At 36.3% G+C, this 23,004-nt stretch carries 24 protein-coding genes; 16 read left to right on the top strand and 8 right to left on the bottom strand.

Annotated features, from left to right (window positions below; genetic code table 11):
• The first annotated feature begins 18 nt into the window (after window positions 1-18).
• Window positions 19-2,784, top strand: a complete 2,766-nt coding sequence (locus I5M07_RS08200) for a T9SS sorting signal type C domain-containing protein (RefSeq protein ID WP_200105730.1) — start codon at window positions 19-21, stop codon at window positions 2,782-2,784.
• A 107-nt stretch (window positions 2,785-2,891) separates the two neighbouring features.
• Here the strand turns inward: I5M07_RS08200 and I5M07_RS08205 are convergent, their stop codons facing one another.
• Window positions 2,892-3,095, bottom strand: coding sequence for a hypothetical protein (locus I5M07_RS08205; protein WP_200105731.1), 204 nt, complete (start codon window positions 3,093-3,095; stop codon window positions 2,892-2,894).
• Between the two features lie 535 nt (window positions 3,096-3,630).
• On the opposite strand from I5M07_RS08205, the gene I5M07_RS08210 reads away from it, so the two are divergent.
• Together I5M07_RS08210 and I5M07_RS08215 are read left to right on the top strand one after the other, a co-directional pair.
• Complete coding sequence (locus tag I5M07_RS08210) at window positions 3,631-3,861, top strand: hypothetical protein (protein WP_200105732.1); 231 nt, start codon at window positions 3,631-3,633, stop codon at window positions 3,859-3,861.
• Window positions 3,851-4,198: a type II toxin-antitoxin system PemK/MazF family toxin gene (locus I5M07_RS08215; protein ID WP_200105733.1), complete on the top strand. Its 348-nt coding sequence runs from the start codon at window positions 3,851-3,853 to the stop codon at window positions 4,196-4,198. Before I5M07_RS08210 ends, I5M07_RS08215 begins: the two co-directional genes overlap by 11 nt.
• Window positions 4,199-4,462: 264 nt before the next feature.
• On the opposite strand, the gene I5M07_RS08220 is transcribed toward I5M07_RS08215, so the two are convergent.
• The gene (locus tag I5M07_RS08220; RefSeq protein WP_200105734.1) at window positions 4,463-5,047 is read right to left on the bottom strand and encodes a riboflavin synthase; all 585 of its coding nucleotides are present in this window, start codon (window positions 5,045-5,047) and stop codon (window positions 4,463-4,465) included.
• A gap of 58 nt (window positions 5,048-5,105) precedes the next feature.
• Here I5M07_RS08220 and pdxA point away from each other — a divergent pair, with 58 nt between their 5' ends.
• From pdxA to I5M07_RS08275, 11 genes are all read left to right on the top strand, one after another.
• Entirely contained in the window at window positions 5,106-6,155 is a 1,050-nt protein-coding gene (gene pdxA, locus I5M07_RS08225; protein ID WP_200105735.1) for a 4-hydroxythreonine-4-phosphate dehydrogenase PdxA, read from the top strand.
• 106 nt (window positions 6,156-6,261) lie between these two features.
• Window positions 6,262-6,804 (top strand): YceD family protein, encoded by a 543-nt coding sequence (locus I5M07_RS08230; RefSeq protein ID WP_200105736.1) that lies wholly within the window; start codon window positions 6,262-6,264, stop codon window positions 6,802-6,804.
• Window positions 6,805-6,813: 9 nt separating this feature from the next.
• Window positions 6,814-7,008 (top strand): 50S ribosomal protein L32, encoded by a 195-nt coding sequence (gene rpmF, locus I5M07_RS08235; protein ID WP_200105737.1) that lies wholly within the window; start codon window positions 6,814-6,816, stop codon window positions 7,006-7,008.
• Between the two features lie 175 nt (window positions 7,009-7,183).
• A complete protein-coding gene (locus I5M07_RS08240) occupies window positions 7,184-8,188 on the top strand; it encodes a beta-ketoacyl-ACP synthase III (protein WP_200105738.1) in 1,005 nt (334 codons plus the stop codon).
• Between the two features lie 17 nt (window positions 8,189-8,205).
• Window positions 8,206-8,697, top strand: coding sequence for an acetyl-CoA carboxylase biotin carboxyl carrier protein (gene accB / locus I5M07_RS08245; protein WP_200105739.1), 492 nt, complete (start codon window positions 8,206-8,208; stop codon window positions 8,695-8,697).
• Between the two features lie 91 nt (window positions 8,698-8,788).
• Window positions 8,789-10,138 (top strand): acetyl-CoA carboxylase biotin carboxylase subunit, encoded by a 1,350-nt coding sequence (gene accC / locus I5M07_RS08250; RefSeq protein WP_200105740.1) that lies wholly within the window; start codon window positions 8,789-8,791, stop codon window positions 10,136-10,138.
• Window positions 10,139-10,395: 257 nt separating this feature from the next.
• On the top strand, window positions 10,396-10,692 hold the full coding sequence (locus tag I5M07_RS08255; protein WP_200105741.1) for a hypothetical protein: 297 nt from the start codon (window positions 10,396-10,398) through the stop codon (window positions 10,690-10,692).
• A 57-nt stretch (window positions 10,693-10,749) separates the two neighbouring features.
• Window positions 10,750-11,046 carry a hypothetical protein gene (locus I5M07_RS08260; protein ID WP_200105742.1) on the top strand — a complete coding sequence of 99 codons (297 nt, stop codon included), beginning with the start codon at window positions 10,750-10,752 and terminating at the stop codon, window positions 11,044-11,046.
• Window positions 11,047-11,092: 46 nt separating this feature from the next.
• Entirely contained in the window at window positions 11,093-11,392 is a 300-nt protein-coding gene (locus I5M07_RS08265) for a hypothetical protein (RefSeq protein WP_200105743.1), read from the top strand.
• 6 nt (window positions 11,393-11,398) lie between these two features.
• Entirely contained in the window at window positions 11,399-11,692 is a 294-nt protein-coding gene (locus I5M07_RS08270; RefSeq protein WP_200105744.1) for a hypothetical protein, read from the top strand.
• 122 nt (window positions 11,693-11,814) lie between these two features.
• Window positions 11,815-13,146, top strand: coding sequence for a sigma-54-dependent transcriptional regulator (locus I5M07_RS08275; RefSeq protein ID WP_200105745.1), 1,332 nt, complete (start codon window positions 11,815-11,817; stop codon window positions 13,144-13,146).
• Here I5M07_RS08275 and I5M07_RS08280 read toward each other — a convergent pair.
• Both I5M07_RS08280 and I5M07_RS08285 read right to left on the bottom strand, forming a co-directional pair.
• Window positions 13,143-15,575 carry an ATP-binding protein gene (locus tag I5M07_RS08280; RefSeq protein ID WP_200105747.1) on the bottom strand — a complete coding sequence of 811 codons (2,433 nt, stop codon included), beginning with the start codon at window positions 15,573-15,575 and terminating at the stop codon, window positions 13,143-13,145. The genes I5M07_RS08275 and I5M07_RS08280 overlap by 4 nt on opposite strands.
• Before the next feature lie 105 nt (window positions 15,576-15,680).
• The gene (locus tag I5M07_RS08285; protein WP_200105749.1) at window positions 15,681-17,582 is read right to left on the bottom strand and encodes a S9 family peptidase; all 1,902 of its coding nucleotides are present in this window, start codon (window positions 17,580-17,582) and stop codon (window positions 15,681-15,683) included.
• 273 nt (window positions 17,583-17,855) lie between these two features.
• Here I5M07_RS08285 and mtgA point away from each other — a divergent pair, with 273 nt between their 5' ends.
• The gene (gene mtgA, locus I5M07_RS08290; protein WP_200105750.1) at window positions 17,856-18,614 is read left to right on the top strand and encodes a monofunctional biosynthetic peptidoglycan transglycosylase; all 759 of its coding nucleotides are present in this window, start codon (window positions 17,856-17,858) and stop codon (window positions 18,612-18,614) included.
• Window positions 18,611-19,549, top strand: coding sequence for a lipid A deacylase LpxR family protein (locus I5M07_RS08295; protein ID WP_200105751.1), 939 nt, complete (start codon window positions 18,611-18,613; stop codon window positions 19,547-19,549). The genes mtgA and I5M07_RS08295 overlap by 4 nt, the downstream gene beginning before the upstream one ends.
• A gap of 293 nt (window positions 19,550-19,842) precedes the next feature.
• On the opposite strand, the gene I5M07_RS08300 is transcribed toward I5M07_RS08295, so the two are convergent.
• The 4 genes from I5M07_RS08300 to I5M07_RS08315 all read right to left on the bottom strand — a co-directional run bounded on the left by I5M07_RS08300 (window position 19,843) and on the right by I5M07_RS08315 (window position 22,761).
• Entirely contained in the window at window positions 19,843-20,436 is a 594-nt protein-coding gene (locus tag I5M07_RS08300) for an NAD(P)H-dependent oxidoreductase (RefSeq protein ID WP_200105752.1), read from the bottom strand.
• Between the two features lie 78 nt (window positions 20,437-20,514).
• Entirely contained in the window at window positions 20,515-20,991 is a 477-nt protein-coding gene (locus I5M07_RS08305; protein WP_200105786.1) for a Crp/Fnr family transcriptional regulator, read from the bottom strand.
• A gap of 280 nt (window positions 20,992-21,271) precedes the next feature.
• Window positions 21,272-22,048, bottom strand: coding sequence for an MBL fold metallo-hydrolase (locus tag I5M07_RS08310; protein WP_200105755.1), 777 nt, complete (start codon window positions 22,046-22,048; stop codon window positions 21,272-21,274).
• Between the two features lie 293 nt (window positions 22,049-22,341).
• Window positions 22,342-22,761 (bottom strand): DUF1810 domain-containing protein, encoded by a 420-nt coding sequence (locus tag I5M07_RS08315; RefSeq protein ID WP_200105756.1) that lies wholly within the window; start codon window positions 22,759-22,761, stop codon window positions 22,342-22,344.
• Between the last annotated feature and the right edge of the window lie 243 nt (window positions 22,762-23,004).

The raw sequence follows: 23,004 nt of genomic DNA on the forward strand, positions 1-23,004 counted from the left end.
ATTGATACCGTATTACTTATGAATATAAAATTATTTTTTAGCGTTGTGTTTTTGGTTGTGGTGCAAGCAACAGTAAAGGCTGCTACTTTCACTTCAATAAAATCAGGAGATTGGAATGATCCTGAAACTTGGAATACAAGTGGAAGCACAGTTCCTTCAAATACTGATAATGTAAAAATTGGAACAGCGCATACTATTACTATAACAGCAAATGCCGCTTGTGCTTCAATTGAGTTGGATTCAAATTCGGGTTATTTAAATGTTAATTCGGGAATTATTTTAACAATTTTCGGTAGAATTTATGTTAATTCCTCGAATTCTAGTATAAGGGAATTGTATTTGTTAGGAATGGGAACTATAAATTGTGTAAGTATAGATGTTGGTGATTCTTCAAGTCCAAATACCTCAAGTCCTCCAACAAAAATTTATTCAACAATTACAAACCTAAATATAACTGGCGATTTATCACTTTATAGTAGTGTCTATGCTTCCAACCAAACTAATAATGCAACTTTTAGTCATGAAGCAGGTACTGTAAAAATTGGAGGTCAAATAAAAACAACGAATACTGCACCAAGTGTGTCTACTTTGACTATGCCAACCTTTTCAACTCCTATTACCTTTAATCCTGGCACGGGAGCAATTACATATCCCGCTGCTTCTTATGATAAAACTTTGGTATTGTCTTATGCCAATCCAGTAGCAATAAGTTCAGGGGCTGTTGTTAATTTAAGTGGTTTGAAAGCAACCGTTAATTACAATGCTACTAATCAAACTGTTTACACAACAACCTATAATAATTTAACGCTTTCAGGCAGCGGTGCTAAAACCTTCGGAGCAACTACTATTGTAAATAATAACCTTACCATTGCTTCTGGTGTGGTTGCCAATTTAGGCGCAGGATTAAATCATACCGCGAAGTTATTAACTTTAGGGAATACTATAAAAAATAGAGGTACTTGGGGTACTACTGCGTCATCGGCTGCTAATAAAAATGATGTTTTTTTTAGTAATACTGGTATTGTCACCGTTAGTGAAGAGTGTACAGGTGAGACCAAAACTTGGGATGGTACAGCTTGGTCGGGAGTTACCAAGCCGACTATTAATGACCATGTTGATTTTAATGGTAATTATGATTCAGGAAAAGATGGTGGTAGTGTAGAGGCTTGTAGTTGTCACATAGCAGACCAAACAAATGCAAAAGTTGTTTTTAAATCGGGTCATACTTTTACAGTTGCTAATCGGTTGGATGTGAATACAGCTAATTTTGGTATAGGGTCTAATGGCGTTTTAACATTTGAGGATGGAGCTAGTTTGGTGCAGCTTAATGATGAGTCTAATACAGGGGTTATAACTTACACACGTAATTCTGAACCAATGAAATACTTGGATTATACCTACTGGTCGTCTCCGATAAAAGATCAAAATGCTAGAGCGTTATCACCAGATACGTTTAAAGATGATGCGCAGGGGTATAGAGGTTATAAAGTTGATAATGGCGCTTGGAAAGCCATAACGGATACTGAAATAATGCAGCCAGGTGTAGGTTACATTATTCAGGCTCCTAGACAAGTAACCTTTCCTTATACAGAAATAGCAGATTTTAAAGGTGTCCCAAATAATGGCCCAGTTGCGGTGCCTTTATCTGTCTGGAATTGGAATTTAATAGGGAATCCATATCCATCAGCCATTAGTGCAGATGATTTTATTTTAGCCAATCAAAATGATATATTAGGGACACTAAGTTTTTGGACACACAATACGCCACCTGCCCACATAGATGACCCTGCTAACCCTGATTATAACAGTCAATATTATTATAATTATACTGCAGATGATTATGCAATGTATAGTCTTGTAGGTGGAACTGAAACCAATCCTACGCTTCCCGGTGAAGGCCTTCCAGCAGAAAGTGACGTCGATAATAAAGTGCCTTCAGGTTTTATTGCGGCAGGGCAATCTTTTATTGTGTGTTCGGTAGAAGATTATACTGTAGATGGTGGAGACGGTTATGCTAACTTTACCAATGACATGCGAGTGGTTGGGAATAATACTCAATTTTTTAAATTTAGAAAATCTACCGCTTTAGAAAAACATCGTGTTTGGTTAAATTTAACTAATAGTCAAGGACTTTTTAAACAAATACTAATTGGCTATGTAGAAGGGGCTACCAATTCCCACGATAATTTATATGATGGTTTCGTTTATAACGGAAATGTATACGCTAATTTTTATAGTATTAATGAGGCAACTGATTACACTATACAAGGACGGGAATTGCCATTTTCAAAGGATGACTTGGTGCCACTTGGTTTTAGCTTAAATTTAGGAAACAAACCTAATGTAGTGAGAACTTTTAAAATTGGTATAGATCATGTTGATGGAGATTTAGCCAATCAGCCTATTTACTTAGAAGATAAAATAGAGAAAAAAGTTTGGGATTTACGTAAGGGTGATTATGTTTTTACATCTTTAGATGGTGTTTATAATGATCGTTTTGTCTTAAAATATACCAATACTTCATTAGGTATAGATAAAATAGAATCTGATGTGAATAAACTGACGGTGTTGGTAAAAAATAAAATAATTACAATTGATAGTAAAGCAGATAACATTAAAAAAGTAGTTGTTTTTGATATTTCAGGAAAAATAATTTTCAAGAGCGACAAAGTAAATAATTCTGTTTTAGAAATTTCAAATTTGAAAAGTGCAAATCAGGTAATAATTGTTAAAGTGATTTTAGAAAGTGGGAAGATTCAAACAACGAAAGTAGTTTTTAAGTAGACCTATAGGTTTCAGAGATAAAAGAACAATATTATAGTAGTTGTATAGTTTTGTTAGTGTTGTAATAGATAATTGTAAAAGTAGAATCCATTTTGTGTTTTTTTATCTTAAAAAAAACCATATTTTTTAATTATGAAGCAAAGAAAATATAAAGTGTTATTGGTTTTGTTGTTCTTTTTAGGGTCGACTAGCAATTTTTTTGCAGCGCCAAATCCGCCAGGGCCAATAATTAAGCCTCCAGGAGAACCTGCCCCAATCAACAACCACATCGGTTTGATAGTAGTGGTTGCCTTCCTTTTTGGTTTATACATGATACACAAATATACCCAAAAGCAAAAAGCACAAAATTAAAATAGCGTCGCGTTATCGTACCAACCCTTTCAGAGTTTGGAACTCTGAAAGGGTTTTTCAATTCTACAATCTATTCACGATTCACTACTCACGCAAGACTAAAAAAACCAAACGCCACAGTAAGTCACCTCGAGCCCAGCCGAGAGGCCAGATTAAGAAAATAACGTCCGTCACCTCGAGTGTTTTTTATGTAGTGCAACGTAATAAAAAACGTATCGAGAGGTTTTTCGCCCGAGCAAAGGAAAAAGAAATCCCAACACGCTTATGTCCAATGCCAAAAGCCTAATACCCACAGTATGTCACCTCGACGAAGGAGAGGTCTCATAAAGTATGAAGTTCCTAGTTTCAAACTCAATTCTGCAATCTTCTTCACTCCTCACTTGAACTATTCACAATTCACAACTCACAATTCACTCCTTACACAAGACTAAAAATCCGTAATCTATAAATTCATGTATAAAAAAGATATACCTTTGTGATATCAAATTAAAGCACATGAAAACAGTATCACTTAAAATAGATGATTCGATATTCGGAGAAACTGAAAAAATTCTTTCAAAAATAAGTATTCCTAGAAATAGGTATATAAATGAAGCAATAGAATATTATAACAAAGTTCAGAAAAGACAAATTTTAGAAAAGCGACTTAAAGCGGAATCTGAATTGGTAAAAATAGAGTCAATGAAAGTGGTAAAAGACTTTGAAAAAATGGACTATGCAGATTAATCAATATGAAATTTGGATTGCCGACTTAAATCCTCAAATAGGGATTGAAACGGGTAAATCGAGACTTGTATTAGTTGTTCAAACAGATCTTTTAAATAAAATCGCACATCCATCAACAATCGTTTGTCCAATAACTACAAATGTTCAAGAGGATGCTGATATTCTAAGAGTGCATCTTAAAAAAGGAATGGCCAATTTACATGAAGATTGTGATATAATGATGGATCAAATTCGAGCAATTGACAATAAAAGATTAAGCAAAAAAATAGGGAAATTACCAAGTGATTTAATAGAAAAAATAAAAGAAAACATACGGATAATTATGGATTTAGAATAAGCAAGATGACCCAATCCATTGGCTCTTGTCCCCTATGCAATTTCGCAGAATAGCCGTTTTTCACCGTATTTTTCCTAAAACAAAATGCTAGTCTTCGTAAGTCTCTTAAAGAAAAGTAGTGCCTAATACCAAGAGAGTAAACATATAAATTTGTCACCTCGAGTCCAGTCGAGAGGCTATAAAAAGTATGAGTCTCCCAGTTTCAAACTCAATATCTACAATCTAGTTACCCACAACCCACAACCCACAACCCACCCCTCAAAACTACTTCTTATACAATCGAGAAACATACTTCCCAATCACATCAAACTCTAAATTCACCACCGTACCCACTTCAAAAGCATTAAAATTAGTATGCTCAAAAGTATACGGAATAATCGAGACGCTAAATTGGTTGTTTTTGGAGTTTACTACCGTTAAACTCACACCGTTTACGGTAATAGATCCTTTTTCGATGGTGATATTATGTAAAGCGGCATCATATTCAAACGTATAATTCCAGCTGCCGTTGGCGTTTTCTATGGCAATGCAAGTTCCGGTTTGGTCTACATGACCTTGTACAATATGCCCATCCAAACGGTCGCCCAATTTCATGGCGCGTTCCAAGTTTACCAAATGACCCACTTGCCATTGGCCAATATTGGTTTTCTGAATGGTTTCGGCTATGGCAGTCACCGTATACTGTGTGTTGGCTAAGGCTACAACCGTAAGGCAAATGCCATTATGCGCCACACTTTGGTCTATTTGCAATTCCGAGCTAATGGTCGAGTCAATCGTAAGATGAAGATTGTCTTGTTCGGCTTCAATTTGCACCACGCGACCTAGGGTTTCTATAATTCCGGTAAACATTCTGATTTTATTTTACTAAATTTGTAACATCAAAATTAGTAATAAATAACCGCCAGACATGATAAAAAATGCAGAAAATATAGTAGTTGGAATTTCAATTGGAGATTTAAACGGTATTGGAAGCGAAGTAGTACTGAAAACATTCGAAGATGCCAGAATGTTAGAAGGCTGTACGCCGGTTATTTTTGCCAATGTAAAAATCATGTCGTACCTCAAAAAAAGCATGACGTCTTCGGCGGTGTTACACGGAATCGATGAGTTGAGTCAAATCGTGCCGGGTAAAATCAACGTGTACAATCTGTGGAAAGAAGGAGTCGATGTTAATTTAGGCGTGAACGATGATAAAGTAGGCGAGTACGCGATAAAGTCCTTTGTAGCCGCTACGCAAGCCTTAAAAGAAGGTTTGGTAGATGTTTTGGTCACGGCGCCCATTAACAAATACAACATTCAATCGGATACATTTAAGTTTCCGGGACATACCGATTATTTACATCAAGAACTAGAAGGAAATGCCTTGATGATGATGGTGCACGATAATTTACGTGTGGGTTTGTTAACCGATCATGTGCCATTGAACGAAGTGGCATCGCATTTAACAGAAGATTTAATTACTAAAAAAATCGAAACGGTAAAACAATCTTTAATTCAGGATTTTACGATTTCTAGACCTCGAATTGCCGTGTTAGGATTAAATCCACATTGCGGCGATGGCGGTGTGATTGGCAAAGAAGATGACGAAATCATGAAGCCGGTTATTCAGAAAATGTTTGAAAAAGGCACCTTGGTTTTTGGCCCTTTTCCTGCCGATGGCTTTTTTGGAAGTCACCAATACGAAAAATACGATGCCATTGTAGCGGCGTATCACGACCAAGGTTTGATTCCGTTTAAAACACTTGCGTTTGGTAAAGGAGTAAATTATACCGCCGGTTTAAACAAAGTGCGCACCTCTCCAGATCACGGTACAGCCTATGATATTGCCGGAAAAGATATAGCCGATTTTAATTCGTTTAAAGAAGCAGTGTACTTGGCAATTGATATTTTTCGCTCCCGAAAACAGTATGAGGAAATTACGGCTAAGCCACTCAAGATAAAAGAAAAACAGTTATAAACAAAAAAAGGTGTATAAGATTATTTGTTTTGTAATTATTTTATATCTTTGCACCCCAATTCTGACCCTTGATTAAGAGCGCAGAATGGTTCAAATTGATGTTGCGATGAGTAAAACAAAAGAATTTTTAATTCCGTTTGTAGGATTAAAGCTAGGGAAACACCATTTTGAGTATCAGATAAATAACAAGTTCTTTGCGGACTTTGATTACGACGAATTTCAAAATTCAGATATCAAAGTCGATTTGGTTTTTGAGAAAAAGAACACCATGTTGGAGTTGAGTTTCAAACACAAAGGAACCGTAAACGTGCCTTGTGATCTAACAGGAGAAGAGTTCGATTTGCCTGTAAAAGGAAAAATGAATTTAATCGTTCGTTTTGGCGAAACGTTTAACAACGATAACGAAGAGTTGTTGATTTTGCCTCATGGCGAATTTGAGATGGATGTGGCGCAATACATTTATGAAATGATTGTGCTCTCGGTTCCTCAAAAACGAATTCATCCAGGGGTTAAAGATGGGACATTAAAAACCGAAACCTTGGCAAAACTCGAAGAGTTAGCCGTAAAAGAACAGAAGGAAGAGAGTAATAAAGAAGAAGATATAGACCCGCGTTGGGAAAAATTAAAGCAACTATTAACGGATAAATAATTTTGTAAAATGGCACATCCAAAGAGAAAAGTCTCGAAAACAAGAAGAGATAAAAGAAGAACACATTATAAAGCTACTGTAGCTCAAATCGCTACATGTCCTGTAACTGGAGAGGCACATTTATACCACAGAGCATACTGGCATGAAGGTAAAATGTACTACAGAGGGCAAGTTGTTATCGATAAATCGGAAGCGGTTGCGTAAGGCATTTTAGCAAATAATATTAGAACTCTCACTATGTGAGAGTTTTTTTTGTTGGGTATAACTTTCAGGTTTATAAGGAAATAGCTGACAATCTGTTTCAATTTTTTTTTGTAATTTTCAAGTCTTTTATAAATTTTTCAGATAAAGCGTATTTGAAAAGAAATAATAGTATATAATGAGCACAATCACAGCCGCAATTACCGCTGTTGGATCCTATGTTCCGGACTTTGTTCTTACTAACAAAGAACTCGAAACTATGGTCGATACTAACGACGAGTGGATTACTACTCGCACCGGAATTAAAGAAAGAAGAATTCTCAAAGATGCTGATAAAGGAACTTCTTACCTTGCCATTAAAGCGGCAGAAGATTTAATTAAAAAAGCAAATGTGGACCCCCTAACCATCGATATGATTATCATGGCCACCGCTACCCCCGACATGATGGTAGCTTCTACCGGAGTACACGTTGCCAGTTCGATTGGGGCAACCAATGCCTTTTCGTACGACTTACAAGCTGCCTGTTCTAGTTTTTTATACGGAATGTCTACTGCGGCAGCCTATATTCAATCAGGACGATATAAAAAAGTATTGTTAATTGGAGCCGACAAAATGTCTTCGATTGTAGATTATACCGATCGTTCTACCTGTATTATTTTTGGAGACGGTGCCGGAGCGGCCTTGTTCGAACCCAATCACGAAGGCTTGGGCTTGCAGGACGAATACCTAAGAAGTGATAGTGTAGGGCGCGATTTCCTAAAAATTCCGGCTGGAGGTTCTTTAATTCCAGCTAGCGAAGAAACGGTTAAAAACAGACAACACAACATCATGCAAGATGGCAAAACTGTTTTTAAATTTGCGGTTACCAATATGGCCGATGCAAGCGAAACAATTTTAAAAAGAAATAATCTAACCAACGAACAGGTAAATTGGTTGGTGCCACATCAAGCCAACAAACGCATTATTGATGCAACGGCGGGTAGAATGAATTTAGAAGATTCAAAAGTTTTAATGAATATCGAAAGATATGGCAATACGACCTCGGCAACCTTGCCTTTGGTTTTGGCCGATTTTGAACACGTATTGAAAAAAGGAGATAATGTTATTTTTGCTGCATTTGGAGGCGGATTCACTTGGGGATCTATTTTCTTAAAATGGGCATACGACACAAATAAAAATTAAACTAAAAACAAATCATTATGGATTTAAAAGAAATTCAAAGCCTAATTAAATTTGTAGCAAATTCGGGAGTTGCTGAAGTTAAGTTAGAAATGGATGATGTGAAAATTACCATTAGAACCACTTTGGAAGGAAATACCACCGAAACGACTTACGTACAGCAATTGCCAGCGCAGCCTATTTTACAACAAGCTGTGGCACCGCAAGCTCCAGTAGCTCCTGCTGCACCTGCTGCCGCTACGCCTGCTGCACCTGCCGAAGATAATTCGAAATTTATAACTATAAAATCACCGATTATCGGAACATTTTATAGAAAACCTTCTCCAGATAAAGCGGCCTTCGTAGAAGTAGGTACTGCTATCGGAAAAGGAGATGTATTGTGCGTAATCGAAGCGATGAAGTTATTCAACGAAATCGAATCGGAAGTATCTGGTAAAATTGTTAAAATTTTAGTAGATGATATGTCGCCAGTTGAATTCGATCAACCTTTATTTTTAGTTGATCCATCATAAGAAATTTTAAATAAAGAATTTTGAATGAAGAATTTGCAACTCATTCAAATAATTTAAAATTTAAAATTTATAATTTAAAATTTCAAAAGAGATGTTTAAAAAAATATTGATTGCAAACCGAGGGGAAATTGCACTTCGCGTGATTCGTACCTGCAAAGAAATGGGTATTAAAACCGTGGCGGTATATTCTACTGCCGATGCAGAGAGTTTACACGTTAGATTTGCTGATGAAGCAGTTTGTATCGGGCCACCGCCAAGTAATTTGTCCTACTTAAAAATGTCAAATATCATTGCGGCTGCCGAAATTACCAATGCAGACGCCATTCACCCAGGGTACGGATTCTTATCTGAAAATGCTAAATTTTCAAAAATTTGTCAAGAGCACGGAATCAAATTTATTGGTGCCGCTCCTGATATGATTGATAAAATGGGAGACAAAGCAACTGCCAAAGCTACAATGAAAGCGGCAGGTGTTCCTTGTGTTCCAGGTTCTGACGGTATTTTAGAATCGTTTGAACAAGCGAAAAAAGTGGCCAAAGAAATTGGGTATCCAGTCATGATGAAAGCTACTGCCGGTGGTGGTGGAAAAGGAATGCGCGCCATTTGGAAAGAAGAAGAGCTTGAAAAAGCTTGGGAAAGTGCACGTATGGAAGCGGCTGCTGCTTTTGGAAACGACGGCATGTACATGGAAAAATTAATCGAAGAGCCACGTCATATCGAAATTCAAGTGGTAGGGGATGCTTATGGTAAGGCTTGTCACCTTTCAGAAAGAGATTGTTCGGTTCAACGTCGTCACCAAAAATTAACAGAGGAAACGCCTTCGCCTTTTATGACGGATGAATTGCGTACTAAAATGGGAGAAGCAGCGGTAAAAGCGGCCGAATACATTAAGTACGAAGGTGCGGGAACGGTTGAGTTTTTAGTTGACAAACACCGTAATTTCTATTTCATGGAAATGAATACACGCATTCAGGTAGAGCACCCAATTACGGAACAAGTAATTGATTACGATTTGATTCGTGAGCAAATTATGGTGGCTGCCGGAATTCCAATTTCAGGTAAAAACTATTTACCGGAATTACACGCTATCGAATGTCGTATTAATGCCGAAGATCCGTATAATGATTTCCGTCCGTCACCAGGAAAAATAACAACCTTGCACATGCCAGGTGGACACGGAGTTCGTTTGGATACACACGTTTATTCGGGTTATTCTATTCCGCCTAACTACGATTCGATGATTGCCAAGTTAATTACAACAGCACAATCGCGCGAAGAAGCCATTAGCAAAATGCGTCGTGCTTTGGATGAATTTGTTATCGAAGGCATCAAAACGACCATTCCGTTCCACAGACAATTGATGGATGATCCGAAATACATTGAAGGGGATTATACCACCGCTTTTATGGAAACTTTTAAAATGAAACCGCTAGCTGAATAATTTTAGTTAAACGTTTTTATGATACAAGCCGCACTTTATGTGTGGCTTTTTTTTGCTTGTCACCTAACCAATTGTGTAAAAAGTACACACTTTTTGTACCCATTACACACTTTTTTTTAAAAGTCTATCATTTTCATACTTTTTAAATAACTGATTTTTAAGAAATTATGATTTTTTGTTGTTTTGAAATTTTCAGGCACAGTTATTTCATTATCCAAAGCGTAAACAATACTAGTAACTATTAAAAATAAAACATTATGAAAAAGTTAGTCTTATCAGCAGCGATCCTTTTAGGAAGTTTATCAGCCACAGTGGCAACCGCAAATAACGTAAATCCAATTGTAAAATCGGTTAGTGTAGCAGACGAATACACCGAAATTAAAGTGGAAGAATTACCTGCAGCGGTTAGCGAAGCGTTTAAAAAAGCGTATCCAGAAGGGGTAATCAACAAAGCTTTTGTAAACGAGAAAAAAGAATACAAAATCGAAGTGAAAATCGGTGATAAAGAAGGGTTCTTATACGCAGATGAAAAAGGAACTTGGATCCAACAATAAAAAATACAGAATAGAATGTAGTCTATATCAATAATAAAAATTAAAAAATGAATCATTATGAAAAAGTTAATCTTATCAGCAGCAATCGTTTTAGGAGGTTTAACAACAACTGTAGCAACAGCTCACAATGTAAACCCAATTGTAAAATCAGTTAGTGTAGCAGACGAATACACCGAAATTAAATTGGAAGAATTGCCAGCAGCGGTTACCGAAGCGCTTAAAAAAGCCTATCCAGATGCTGTGGTAACTAAAGCCTATGTAAACGAGAAAAAAGAATACAAATTAGATGTGAAAGTAGGAGATAAAGAAGGAAATCTTTTTGCTGATGCCAATGGAAATTGGATTCAAAAATAAGCCCTTTTTACCCCTCATCAAATCACAACATTTAAAATAAAACAACATGAAAAAGTTAATCGTAGCAGCCTTAGTTTTGGCTGGATCACTAAATGTTTTTGCCACAACTAATCCGGTAAAAACCCAATCAAGTACTATTACAATGGTACAAGATGAATATAAAGAAATTGCAGCCGATGCTGTACCAGCAGCGGTAAAATCAACCATCGAAAGTTCTTTTCCTGGTGCTAAATTAGTAAAAGCATACGCAAAAGAAGGCAACACCGAGTACAAATTGGATATTGCTATGGGCGATAAAAGTTACACGGTTTTCACCGACGCTGAAGGGAAAATCATAAAAAAATAATAACCCATGAAAAAGTTAACCTTAGCGCTAACATTTGTTTTGCTAGGCCTCACAACCTACGCATCGGTGGTAACGTATAGTGTAATCGAACTCAATAAAATTGTGCAAGATACCTATACCGAAATTTCACCAGATTCGGTTCCTGTTGCGGTGCAAACCGCACTAAATAAAGCCTATCCTGCTGCAAAGCTCGAAAAAGCATTTGTTAACGATAAAAAGGAATACAAATTACAAATAGCAGTTAACGACCAAAAGGCTACTGTGATAGCAGATGTCAATGGTAACTGGTTAAAAATATAATTAGGTGGATTAGGTTTATGTTTTGGAAGAGAGGCTGCTTTATGTGGCCTCTCTTTTTTTGCATAATTTTGTGAAAATACAATAATTTAAGTCTTATTTTAGCGTAAAAACAGTCCAAACCAATGCCCAAGATTCTAATTATCGAAGATGATATTTCGTTTTGCAAATTATTAGAAAAGTTTCTAATCAAAAACAGCTATACGGTAGCAACTGCATTTTCGGCTGCCGAAGGGCGTTTGGCTGTGGCAAAAGAAAACTTTGATTTAATCCTGACCGATTTGCGTTTACCCGATGCAGATGGTATTGCGCTTTTAGCCGAATTTTTAGAGGCAAATCCCGCAACTCCCGTAATCTTAATGACGGGTTATTCGGATGTGAATACTGCCGTTAAAGCAATAAAAAACGGTGCCTCCGATTACATTTCAAAACCGTTCAATCCCGATGAAGTCTTAGTGGTGATTAGTAATGCTTTGCAAAACAGGACACAAGTCGAGGAGAAAAAAAAGAAGCCGGAATCGAAAGCGGCTAAACCTACTACAACTTATGTTCAAGGTATTTCGGCTGCTTCCAAAAAATTAAACGAACACATACAACTGGTTAGTCCCACAGATATGTCGGTTTTAATCATCGGTGAAAGCGGAACCGGAAAAGAAATAATTGCCAAAAGCATTCATCAAAAAAGCAATCGCAAAGAAGAAAATTTCATTGCTGTGGATTGCGGCGCCATCCCAAAAGAGTTGGCGGCTAGCGAATTTTTTGGTCATTTAAAAGGGTCTTTTACGGGTGCCATTTCGGATAAAGTAGGCTATTTTGAAGCGGCAAATAAAGGCACTATCTTTTTAGATGAAATCGGTAATTTATCCTACGAAAACCAGATACAGTTGTTGCGCGCTTTGCAAGAACGAAAAATAAAACCCGTTGGGAGTAACAAAGAAATTGAAGTCGACATACGCATTATCACCGCTACGAATGAAGATTTGCGTGAGGCGGTAAAAAATGGCGATTTCCGTGAAGATTTGTACCATCGTATTAATGAATTTTCCATTCATTCGCCTTCATTATCCGAAAGAGAGGATGATTTAATGCTTTTTGCTGAATTCTTTTTGGATAAAGCCAATGCCTTATTAAACAAAGAAGTAATCGGATTTTCGAAAGAAGTAATTCATATTTTTCAGCATTACCATTGGCCTGGGAATTTAAGGGAATTGCAAAATTGTGTAAAAAGAGCCACACTACTAACACAAGGCGATTTTATCGAAACCAACGTGCTGCCAGCCGAATTTTTTCAGCCGCAAGAATCTAAAACCGATGCTTTTTCTTTGTCCGAAAATGAAAAAGAGGCCATCGAATACGCTTTAGCAAAAACACAAAACAACAAATCAGAAGCGGCCAAATTGCTAAAAATTACCCGCAAGACTTTATACAACAAGTTGAAGTTGTACGATATTAATTAAATCCTTTTTTCTAATTCAGTAAAAAGTGCGGTAATTTGCTCTTCCAAATCGTGATACAAGTCATTCAATGCGATTGCGGTATAATCGTTCGATTCCAAATCATCCAAAATACGAGCGATGGAATGTGCTTCAATTTGTTTGAACATAGGCGCCATTTTGTGTGCGGTTTGTTTGATTCTTCCCCCATCCAATTCAGAAATTTGGCTTTTTAATAAGTCCATATTCAAATGGGTATTCGTTACAAACGATTGGAGTACTTTTTGAATGGCTTCGGTGTCCTTATTTAAGAAGTCTTCTAGTAATTGCAACGAATATCGTTGCGTTGTTTTCGTATCGTTATCTTTTTTTGCTTGTAGTGGAATTTGAGTATGGTTGAGCACCGCTGTAACAGTTTCGATTAAAAGTGAAGGCGAAAAGGGCTTTTTAATAACGGTCGAAAATCCGGCTTTTTGGTAGACTTCCTCGCTCACATTCGACTGACCGGTAACGGCAATAATGGGCTCATTGTGGTATTTTTCATTCGCATTTTTTTGAAAAGCAGCAACCAATTCAAATCCGGTCATGTTTGGCATCTGAATGTCGGTAACCAATACATCAAAAGTTTGGTTTTGCATAAAATCCAATGCCTTTTCGGCTTCTAAAAAAGCGGCAACCGTAAAATGTTTTTTTAAAACTTCTGTTGAAAGTCCTAGCAAATCGGCATCGTCATCCACCAAAACAACCGTTTTAGGGGCTAAATTCAAACTCAAATTCGGGATTGGAGAGCTTTTAGGATGGTAATCCGAATCAAAATGAACGGGCATCCGAATTTCAAAAATACTTCCTTTTTCGGAGCTATTTTTAAGATATAATTCGCCTCCTAACAGCGTCATTATTTTTTTAGAAATGGCCAATCCCAATCCCGTGCCGCCATAATTTTTGACGATGGAAGTATTGGCTTGCGCAAATTCTTCGAAGACTAATTTCTGACTATTTTTTTCAATTCCAATTCCCGAATCGGCAATACTTATAAAGGCAATTTCCCCGTTAGCCGAAAGCGATGCATTGATATTGATATAGCCTTTTGCGGTAAATTTATAAGCATTTCCAATAATATTAAGCAAAACTTGTTTGAGGCGGATAGCATCACCTAAAATAGGTCTTTGAAACGTTTCATCAATGTTAAGATTTAACTCAATAGGTTTTTGCTGGTAAACCGATTGCAAATTAGCGGCCACTTCGCGCAGGGTTTGATCTAACGAGAACGGTGCTTTTTCGATGGTAATTTTTCCGGCTTCTATCTGCGAAAAATCGAGTAAATCTTGAACCAATCGGGCAATGTATTCGGATGAATTTTTAATAGTTTTGGTGTAATAAGACTGCTTATTATTCAAATCGGAATGGCCTAATAATTCGGTATAACCCACAATGGTACTGAGTGGTGTTTTTAAATCGTGGCTCACAGTCGAAATCAATTGCTCGCGACTTTTTAGTAAGTTTTGCGTTTTGTCGTTGGCAATTTCCAATTGTTTTTTATACGATTGGGTTTTCGAAAAATCACTGGTAATGAGTATTGAAAAGAAAACCGTTAATAGTAACCCAACAATGGCGGCATAGGTAATAATTTGGTTGATTTTTTTGAGCGATTTTTCTTTTTCGTTATTGTTTTTAATCGAATAAAAAATGATTTCGCGTTCAATGATGCGAAGTACTTTTCGAAGTTGATCCGAAATCAAAATCTCGTTGGTAAGCAATTTATTTTCTTGTAAACTGAGCGATTCTTTCTTTTTTTCGGTTTCGAGTTTTACTTTGCTCAACAACCGTTTTGAAGCGGATAAGATAGAATCGGTAGCTTTTTTAGTCAGCGTGTTAGAGCTGTCATCAGGAATATTTTGATTGAGATAATCCACATAACGCTGTAAAACATTACGTTGGTAGCTGCCGAGTTTATCAGGATTTTTGGTGAAATCGCTTAGCTGCAATTTACGAAGTGAAAATTCGAGTTGGGTGAGTTCTTGTATGGCCTCGTTAACCGAAGCTTCGTCGGTGGTTTTACTTTTAATGGCTTTGAGTTGCCGAATATTTTGCGTTTTTTCGTTCAACAAAATCGTAACGCTGTCAAGCAATTTGATTTGGTAATCGCTAGAAACCACTTTTTTTAAAGAGTCAATTCGAATTTGCAAGGAATCGGTTTGCTGAATGTAATTTCGAAAATCAATTTCCGAATTGGATTGTATGGTTTTTCGAGCTAAACTTTCGGTTTTATATACATTCGAAAACAAATTACTAATGCGCAACACTTTGTTTTTTTCCAAGGCAATTTTCCCTTCAATTTTGGTATACACCACATTTTCCGAATACAAAATCCATCCCACGCTGGCCACCAATGCTACTAAAGCAATGTAACTAATAATGACCTTGAAAGGAATATTTCCGTTTTTGTTACCCATGACGTTGAAAGTTGCGATGCTGATAAAAAAGTGAAAGCTACAGTTTTACTTATCGGTAAAGAAAGTCAAACTGTAGCTTTATAAAAATAACTAAAAATCTTGGTTTTACAAGGTTTCTTTAAGCCATTTAAAAAATTCGGATTGCCATACTTGTGCATTTTGCGGTTGCAAAACCCAATGGTTTTCTTCTGGAAAATACACCAATCGACTTTTAATACCTCGTAATTGAGCCGCTTGAAACGCTTCTTGACCTTGTCCAATAGGCACTCGGTAATCTTTTCCGCCTTGAAAAATTAAAATCGGACTTGTCCATTGGTCTACATAATTCATTGGGTTAAAAGTAGTGTAGGCTTTTTGAGCAGCCGCATTGTTTTTCTCCCAATAAGCACCTCCAAAATCCCAGTTGCTAAAAAAGACTTCTTCGGTAGTGCCAAACATACTTTGGGTGTTGAAAACGCCATCGTGGGCAATAAATGTTTTGAAGCGATTTTGGTGAATTCCAGCCAAATAAAATACCGAATACCCCCCAAAACTAGCTCCTACGCAGCCCAAGCGTTTAGAATCTACATACGATTCTTTCGCCACATCATCGATAGCCGAAAGGTAATCTTGCATCACTTGTCCGCCCCAATCTTTACTAATTTCTTCGTTCCATGCTACGCCATGTCCGGGCATTCCTCGTCGGTTAGGGGCTACCACAATATAACCATTAGCCGCCATAAGTTGAAAATTCCATCTGAAAGAATAAAATTGGGTCAAGGCACTTTGAGGACCTCCTTGGCAATACAATAAAGTGGGGTATTTTTTAGAGGGATCAAAGTGAGGTGGCAATATCACCCAAACCAGCATTTTTCTACCATCGGTTGTGGTAACATAGCGTTTTTCGGTTTTGCTCAAAGCCAAATTGTCATAGGTTTTGGTATTCACGTTAGTGATTTGTTTCCATGACTTCTCTTTAAGATGATAGGCAAAAATTTCTTCTGCATGATTCATGTCAGAACGCGTTACTATAACGGTGTTTTCGGTAAAACCGACTATATGATTGACATCAAATAAGCCATCGGTGATTTGTTTTACACGCGGAATCATTTTGGTATTTCGAGTAAAATTGACCACAAATAATTGTTTTGTTCCATCAATAGGGGCAATAAAAAAGATGTTTTTACTGTCTTTGCTCCACATAAAACTATCCACAGTCCCGTCCCATTGTGCCGTTAGATTCACTTTGATGCCGTTAACTTCCACTATAATATCGTTTTTGTCCGATTCGTACCCGTCTCTTTTCATTTGCAACCATGACAAATGACCTTCAGGCGAAAATTGAGGAGCGGTATCATAACCCATATTGCCTTCGGTTTTGTTGCTGGTTTTTTTCGAGGCAAGATCGTATTGGTAAATATCGGTATTGGTAGAAATGGCATAGGCAGTTCCAGCCTTTTTCTTGGAAACATACAAAATCGATTGGCTGTCGGGCGACCAAATGTAATCTTCGTCACCACCAAATGGTTTTTGTGGCGAATCATAATTTTCGCCTGCCATGATATCAATTCCGGCAGCGCCATCTTTGTTTTCTTTATAAAAAACGTGGTTGTAGCTGCCGTTGTTCCAAGTGTCCCAATGGCGGTAATTCAAACCGTCGTATACCTGCGCGCCCGATTTGGATAATGCTGGATACAAATCGCTACCGTTGATTTTTTCTATTTTAACAGCTTCATCATAAACGGTGTATTTGCCATTCGGCGAAATGTTTTTATCGGCTAAAATGGATTTACTGTCGGTTATTTCGGTGGCTGTGCCGCCGTTTACCGGAATGCTGTAAAGTTTGGAATGCGATTTGTTTTCGGCAACCGAAGGCGTGGTAACTTTATAAACAATGTTTTTTCCGTCTTTCGAAATTCCCAAAGCCGAAACCCTTCCTAATTCCCATAATAATTTTGGTGACATTACATTTTGTGCCATAGTGCTTAAACTCGTTAATATGAATGCAGTGATTACTAATTTTTTCATAGAATTTTTGTTTTTGAGGGGCTAAAATTACAAATTTAATCAGCCTTGTTTCTTTTTTCGGGGACCGATTTTCTTAAAGAAATAATAAAAAGAAGTCATTGCTTGAGGGAAATCTTTCAAATTTGGCAGTTTTTAATCGCATGAGCTACTGATTGCTTAATTTTAGTGGAAAAGGATTCGTTTTAAAAGGTCGATTATATTGGAAAATGTATCAAAAAAAGTAATTTTACCAATTCATACAACCAAGTACCACCGAATTACCTTTTGATTAAAATGGCCACAAAAAAACCTACTCCAAAACCAGTTGCAAAAAAAGCCAAACAAACAGCAAAAAAAAATAAAGGTTCCACTAAAAGTAAAATCGGACGTTTTTTATTGAAAGCAACATTATGGTTTTTTGGACTTTCCATTGGGTCGGTCGTTTTTTTTAAATTTGTTCCTGTTCCCTTTACACCGTTGATGTTGATTCGCGCCATCGAAAATAAAATGGATAAAAAAGAAGTGTTTTTTGACCACGATTGGGAGCCGATTGATCGCATTTCAATGAATTTGCAAAAAGCAGTTATTGCCAGCGAAGACGGTCTTTTTTTACAACACAGCGGTTTTGATTTAAATGCGATGCAAAAAGCATATAAAAACAACGAACGCGGCCGAAAAATTCGCGGTGGTAGTACCATTTCGCAACAAACAGCCAAAAATGTGTTTTTATGGCAAGGTAAAAGTTACCTCAGAAAAGGTTTAGAAGCTTATTTTACCGTTTTAATTGAATTAATTTGGGGTAAAGAACGGATCATGGAAGTCTACCTCAATAGTATCGAAATGGGTGATGGTGTCTATGGAGCAGAGGCTGCCTGCCAATATTGGTACCGAAAAGGCTGTGCCAGTTTAACCGAGAAAGAAGCGGCCGGAATTGCAGCTATTTTACCAAATCCAAGAAAGTTTAAAGCAACGGGCTCTTCGAGTTACATCAACAAACGCAAAAATAAAATTGTGCGGATTATGCATACCGTCGGAAAAGTGACGTACAAATGAAAATAATACAAACGTTTTTTTTACTGTTGATTTCGGGTTTGTGTTACAGCCAAATTCGAACCAGTGAAATAGGCTTAATTACCGACAACGATTTGTATACCTCGTCTAAAAACGACATGTATTATACCAACGGCTTGACTCTTTTTTACCGTTATGTAGGAAAAAATAGCGTAGAAAATGAATTTAAAACCACCAATCAATTTTACATTGGCCAAAATGTATACACGCCTCGATATGTAAACGCAGAAGCCGTTGATGATAACGACCGACCTTTTGCCGGTTATCTGTTTGCCGGTTATGAAAAAGGTTTTTTTAAAGCCGATTCGCATGCCATAAAAGTGGGATTCGCGGTGGGGACTATTGGTCCCAATTCGTATGCGCAAGGTTTTCAAGAAAATTTCCATAAAATTTTTAATTACAAAAACATTTATGGTTGGGAAAATCAAATCCGAAATGCATTGGCTTTTCAAATTAACGGGTTGTATTTTAAAAAATTATCCCAAAACAAAATCCAAAACACCTTCGATTTAAACTGGCAGTCTACCGCTGATTTTGGAACCATTTTCACGGGAATGAGTACCGGTTTAGTGGCCCGAATCGGATTTAAAAAACGATTACCTTTACTGAATTCTTCGTTGTTGGGTGCCAGTGTAGGAACTTCCAAATACAATTACAACGAATTTTACTTTTATGCAGCACCTAGTATCCGGTATCAGGTATACGATGCTACCATTCAAGGTAGTTTGTTTAGTGACACGTCTCCGGTTACATTTCCTATTGAATATTTTCGATTCAATGCAAAAGCAGGTTTGGCCTATCGCAGGCACAATTGGAATTTATCCTATGCGTTTGTTTATACCACAAAAGAAGTGGCCGAAAGTCCTGCAATTGGCTATTTTTATGGCTCAATCGGCGTTTCGGTTTTATTGCCGTAGCGAGTAGTGTGTTTTTTCTGAGAAGGATAAATATAAAAAACGCAAGCTTTTAGTATTTGAGTTTGTAGTTTATAGCCTTTGAAGCAGTGAATACGTACAAGAAATATGGTGAGGTTTTATAATCGGGAGAAAAGAAATAACTCTCAATTGAAAGTTGGTGATAACATTTTTGCAGCTTGGGTCTTTTGCGACTTATGAAAACGAGTATTTTCGGCTAAACGAAAATACGATTAAAAACGGTAATTCCACTAAATTCGCAAATGGCGCAAGAGGTGTGTTAGTGGCTGCCATTTTCATTTTAATTCGGCAAAGTTATTTTCCAATTTATTTAACCATTTTTTTCTTTTTTCGTTTGACACCATCTTAACTTGATTAAAACTTATCCATTTTCGATTTTTAAACCCAATTTTCCAAAAAGTTCCTAACATCATAGCTTTCTTAATAGCATTTCCGAAAAGTAACCAATATAACCAATTTGGAGTATTCATGGTAGTAATCATCGTCACTCCTTGAATGTTATTCCATAAAGGTTTCATTCTTGTATTTGATTCGTTTGTATAGTCATAGGCAACTCCAGGAAAGATAACCTTATCAATAAATCCTTTTGTCATTGCTGGCATAAGTTCCCACCAAATTGGAAAAATAAATACAATATGGTCTGCGTTTTTTATTTTATTGCTGTATTCGATTACTTTTGGATCAACTGGTTTTTTATCACGAAAACCTTTTAAATCGGCTGCGGTCATTGCTGGATTAAAATTGTCTTTGTCTAAATGAATGAGCTCAATTGTATGTTTAGCTTTCATAAGTCCATTTGAAACTGATTCCAAGATAGCATTACAAAAACTTCCTTCATAGGGATGGTTGAAAACGATAACTACTTTCATTTTTTTACTGTTTAAAATTACAGTACAAAATTCAGAAGTTAAGTATTGTTCAGCGATAACAATTGTTAATAAATAAATTTACGATCTTCTGTTTCTAATCCGACTTAATGAAACAGATGTAATTCCTAAATAAGAAGCAATGTAATGTTGCGGAATTCGTTGTAAAATTTTTGGATTGTTTTCAAATAAGTCAAGATATCTTTTTTCAGGGTTATCTTTGATATGGGAGAGAAATAATTTTTGATAAAAAATTAAACGCTGAAAAGTATGTTCTTCTACTTGTTGTTTTATTGATTTTGATTTCTCAACAATTGATTGTAAATCTTTTTTAGAAATAGAATGTATGATACACGGTTCTATACTTTCGATAGTAAATATACTTGGTTGATTTGTTCTAAAGCTCTCAATTGATGAAACGCTTTCTCCTTCAAAGAAAAATTGAAATGTAATATCCTTACCATTATTATTAAAGCATATTCGTAAACAACCTTTTTCAATGTAGAATGCTTTTTTAGCAATTTCACCTTCATTTAAAAGAATTTTCTTTGCAGCAATTTCTTCACGCTTAAAAAGATGCTTAAATTCTTCCCATTCAGTATTTTCTAATTTGAAGTTTTACATTTTAAAAATGCGTTAGATTCTTGCCTCTGCGCGGCGGTTGCCACTAACGTCTTGGTACTACTGCGGGTTTGGGACTAAATTAAGCCCATTCTTCGGATATGCCAAATCATCCCAAATACAAAACCAACTTTCCATCAAGCCAATTGCCCAAATCCGTTGTAGTAGCTGTTGTGCGATCGTAGTTTTATTTAGTCCAATTTTCTATTTCATTCTGTTAAATTGATATTGTGAAATTTTGATAATGAAACAAACCCGAGCCTTGTTCTAACTTACCGTCATTTTCAATTTGTTCAAAAGCATCTTTAATTTCTTTTATAATTGAAGTTTGTAAATCCAAATCAAAATGAGAAGGTAATATTTTTTTAATCGGCAAATTTACCACTTTGTCAATTGAGTTTTTGTATGTTTTTGGGTCACTGGTTGGAAAAAAGGCGGTTAATTTACCTTTATAGATTAAATCTCCTGAATATAAATACTCTTTTTCCTTTTCATATAGACATATATGACCTGGTGCGTGTCCTGGCGTATGAATGATTTGAATTGTACGATTTCCTAATTCTATAATATCATTGTCTTTTAATATTTTAGTTGGTTTTCCTTGAAATATCTCATAATCATCTATATTGAAATCTAATGGAAATTCACAAGGTTCTTCTATTAAAAGATTTTTGATAAAGTCCAAAGGCAAAGGGAAATTTCCATTAATCCAATCTTCTTCATTTTCGTGAATATAAAAATTGTCAAAATATCTTAGTCCACCAATATGGTCATAATGAGTATGTGTTGGAATTACTATTAGTGGTTTTGTTGCGAATTTATTCACAACTGCTTTGATATTTTTAACTCCCAATCCCGTGTCAATTAATAAACTATTTGTTGTTCCGTTCAACAAATAACAATGCGTTTCTTCCCAATGCTTATATTCGCTAATAACATAAGTTTCATTATCAACTTTTTCTACAGTAAACCAATCGTCTTTAATTAAATTCATATCTTTTTTTGCGGTTTTTTGACTATGTCGCACAACTAAGTATATTGTACTTATTTTATCAGTGTAATCCCTCACTATGGAAAGATACACCTGATAATAGAGTTGCAATTTAACAGAAAAATCTTTAGGTTTATCTTATTTGGTTCAAAAAATGGACAGGTGTTAATCGAGAGTTAGGTGAATAATGATTAACAGCGGTTCTCGATATTTAGTTGCTTCGTTTTACTACTCAAAAAATCTCGAACTGACGTTTTAGATGCTTGGTATTTTTTAGGATCATCAAAATTGGTTCTCTAAGTTTTTAAAATTTCAATTGTTTTTTCGTCTTGAGCAGCATTGTAGTATTTGTCGAGGACTTTTTGGAATATTGGTGCTGCATTGGGTAATTGTAGGAACAGTGTCATGCAGGATTTGAGTTTGCGGGAGTCGGGTTTGCCGAGGATTTCTAATGCGGTTTTGTTTTGGACTTGTAAAATGGCTTCGGAGATTTCGATTAGGCGTTTACCGAGTATGGGATGGTTGTAATAGGCTTGTGCATCTTTAATGTTTTTAATGGCGTAAAAGATATTATAATCGGTGAAACCTAAACCTGCGATTTGGGGAAAGATGAACCACATCCAATGGGATTGTTTTTGTCCGTTTTGGATTTCCTCGAGTGCCGTTGCATAGGTGTTTGTTTGTGCTTGTAGGAAGCGGTTGAGGTTGTGCTGCATAACGTAAAGTTACTCTGTTTTAAATTTAATTGGTTGAATAGAAATGTGTTAAAATTAAAAAGCGCAAAAGTCGGGAGACTTTGCCAACTGGGAAGCGTTTATTGTAAATCGTGCTAAATTATTAAGCAATTCATTTGTATTTATTCACGAGCGAGACGCTCGCGCCCAATGTCATTAAGTTAAGCCGAAATTAAATGGTATCCTTTTGATTTTTAGTTATTTTAGGTTTCACTCTAGCCCTGT

It is taken from the genome of Flavobacterium agrisoli (assembly GCF_016522065.1).
In the GTDB taxonomy this organism is placed as follows: Bacteria; Bacteroidota; Bacteroidia; order Flavobacteriales; family Flavobacteriaceae; genus Flavobacterium; species Flavobacterium agrisoli.